We start from the raw sequence: 2,374 nt of genomic DNA on the forward strand, positions 1-2,374 counted from the left end.
ATCACCAGCGCGTGGCCATCGGCCTGCGGCATGATGTCCATGAAGGCCAGCGTGTGCTCGTCCTCGTACAGCTTGATGCAGGGGATCTCGCCGCGCAGGATCTTGGCGAAAATGTTTTGCGAGTCGTAAGCCATCACATCACCTCCTCGATGGCGGCCGTCGTGTTGACGGCATGTTCCGCGATCTGGTCCGAGCTCATGGCCACCACGCTCAAAGGGTAGGTGCCGGACACGACGCCTCGGTACCAGATCTCGACCCCCACGACGCTGGGCGCCAGCCCCTCCACGGCCGACACGATGGTCTCCAGCACCGAACTGAGCCCGGCGTCGCCGAACAGCGTCTCGCCATGGTCGGTCACCCGGTACTCGTACGTGCCTGGTTCATATTGGTCAATTTCAATCCGCACGATCATCGCGACTCCTTGTTTGATCCGGGATTGTCTCGCGTCATGCCGCATGCGTAAAATCTGCGCTGCCTAAACACCAACCGCAGCGGAGGATTTCAGCATGGACATGGACGCGATCAAGGTCTTCATGAGCACGACGGCCACCGAACTGGCCCTCAAGATCGCGGCCGCCATTGCCTTCTGGATCATCGGCCGGTGGCTGATCGGCAAGGTGGTGCGGCTGATTTCGGCGGCCATGAACCGCAACCACGTCGATCCGACGCTGACCAAGTACCTCGGCTCCATCGTCAACGTGGCCCTGAACATCACCCTGGTGCTGGGCATCCTGGGTTATTTCGGCATCCAGACCACCTCGTTCGCGGCCATGCTGGCCGGCGCGGGCGTGGCCATCGGCGCGGCCTGGAGCGGCTTGCTGGGCAACTTCGCGGCCGGAGCCTTCATGCTGGTGCTGCGCCCCTTCAAGGTCGGGGATTTCGTCTCGATCGGGGGCACCGTCGGCACTGTGCGCGAGCTGGGGCTGTTCGGCACCACCATCGTCACGCCCGACAACGTGATGACCCTGGTCGGCAATGGCAAGATTTTTGGCGACACCATCCAGAATTTCAACGCCCTGCCGGTGCGCCGGGTGGAGCGCCTGGCGCAGTTGGCCAATGGCGTGGATCCGCTGGACGCGATCGCCCGATTCAAGGCGGCGGTGGCGCAGATCCCCAATGTGGCCATCACGCCTGCGCCGGAGATCAACTTGCTGGACATGAAGCTGGAAGGGCCACAGATTGCCGTGCGTCCCTACACCCACAACGATCACTACTGGCAGGTGTACTTCGCCACCAACGAGGCCATTGTCCGGGTATGCCAGGAGGCCGGTTGGCCAGCGCCAGCGCTCACCCAGATCCACAAAGTGGCCCAGGCGTGAGCCGGAATGATCAGACCTGGCGGTTTGAGCGGCGTGCCGTGAAGGCGATACCTGCCAAGCCCAGGCCCATCAGCGCCAAGGTGGTGGGCTCGGGCACTGCGGTGGCGCCAATGCCCGCCAGGCGGAAAGACGACAGGTTGCCGGCGCTGGTGATTTTGAACGTCGTGCCGGCAGGCGCGGTGGCGTCAGCCCACGAGAAGGTCTTGACCAGCAGGCCGTGGTCATTGTTGGTGCCCAAGGCCAGCGACTGGCTGCCCCAGGACAGCGTGGCTTGATCGATCGGGCCGAACAGGCCGTTTTCCCACAGAGAGAAACTCAGGGCATTGAGCTTGACCGCCTTGTTGAAGGTCAACTCCAGGTATTCAACCGGGCCGCCCAGCAGGCTGTCGACTTCGGTGGCATCCAGGCCGCCGCCGTAGGCGCCCAGGCCGTCGAAGCGGATGGCCAGCGCCAGGGACTTGCCCGTGGTGTCGAAAGCCCGCAGCGTCACGCCCAGGTTGCCCGAGATGTAGGTGGGGGCGACGCTGACGGTGTCGGTCAAGGGGCCATTGCCATAAAACTGGAAGGTGTTTGCCGCGGCGTGCGCGGAAAGCGGGGCCAGGGAGGCGATGGCCAGGACGGCGCCCACGGCGTGAGACTTTGCGAACATGGGTTTTCCTTTGACTTCCTGTGATTCCCTTGAATGTAACCCTTTCGGGTTAACTTGACATCACCATCAATGAGGGGACAGAAACCCGGACAAACGGCCTGCCAGGGCCGATTTGACGATGCCCCTTGCCACCATCCCCCCATCAGTTCTACAATGGAAGGCTTTTCGGCTTTCGCATCGGCGCTTTCTTCATTGAGAACGCCAGGCGAGGGCCGTTTTGTGCTTGCTTGAACAGCGTTGTCAACGAACGTTTTCAGGTGAATTTATCAACGGGAACCTACCAAAATGCCAACGATCAATCAGCTCGTTCGCCATGGCCGCAAGGTCGAGGTGACGAAATCCAAATCGCCTGCGATGCAAAATTGCCCGCAGCGTCGTGGCGTGTGCACTCGCGTGTACACCACCA

General features: G+C 62.0%; 4 protein-coding genes and 1 pseudogene. 2 read left to right on the top strand and 3 right to left on the bottom strand.

What is annotated here, in order from left to right:
* Nucleotides 1-134: HIT domain-containing protein (locus tag Q7V20_RS18380; RefSeq protein ID WP_304794608.1), on the bottom strand; the 134-nt coding region annotated here is incomplete at its 3' end.
* Nucleotides 134-412 carry a hypothetical protein gene (locus Q7V20_RS18385; protein WP_230182815.1) on the bottom strand — a complete coding sequence of 93 codons (279 nt, stop codon included), beginning with the start codon at nt 410-412 and terminating at the stop codon, nt 134-136. The genes Q7V20_RS18385 and Q7V20_RS18380, both read right to left, overlap by 1 nt.
* Nucleotides 413-506: 94 nt before the next feature.
* On the opposite strand from Q7V20_RS18385, the gene Q7V20_RS18390 reads away from it, so the two are divergent.
* Nucleotides 507-1,319: a mechanosensitive ion channel family protein gene (locus Q7V20_RS18390; RefSeq protein ID WP_304794602.1), complete on the top strand. Its 813-nt coding sequence runs from the start codon at nt 507-509 to the stop codon at nt 1,317-1,319.
* Nucleotides 1,320-1,329: 10 nt separating this feature from the next.
* Here the strand turns inward: Q7V20_RS18390 and Q7V20_RS18395 are convergent, their stop codons facing one another.
* Entirely contained in the window at nt 1,330-1,968 is a 639-nt protein-coding gene (locus Q7V20_RS18395) for a PEP-CTERM sorting domain-containing protein (RefSeq protein WP_304794605.1), read from the bottom strand.
* 285 nt (nt 1,969-2,253) lie between these two features.
* Here Q7V20_RS18395 and rpsL point away from each other — a divergent pair.
* Nucleotides 2,254-2,374, top strand: a pseudogene (gene rpsL / locus Q7V20_RS18400) (30S ribosomal protein S12); the annotation flags it as partial.

Source organism: Aquabacterium sp., from assembly GCF_030652515.1.
Classification (GTDB): domain Bacteria; phylum Pseudomonadota; class Gammaproteobacteria; order Burkholderiales; family Burkholderiaceae_C; genus Aquabacterium.

What these genes read in the sequence shown, in the direction of transcription:
- Q7V20_RS18385 (WP_230182815.1), bottom strand. Translation starts at nt 412, where the DNA reads ATGATCGTGCGGATTGAAATTGACCAATATGAACCAGGCACGTACGAG.
- Q7V20_RS18390 (WP_304794602.1), top strand. Translation starts at nt 507, where the DNA reads ATGGACATGGACGCGATCAAGGTCTTCATGAGCACGACGGCCACCGAA.
- Q7V20_RS18395 (WP_304794605.1), bottom strand. Translation starts at nt 1,968, where the DNA reads ATGTTCGCAAAGTCTCACGCCGTGGGCGCCGTCCTGGCCATCGCCTCC.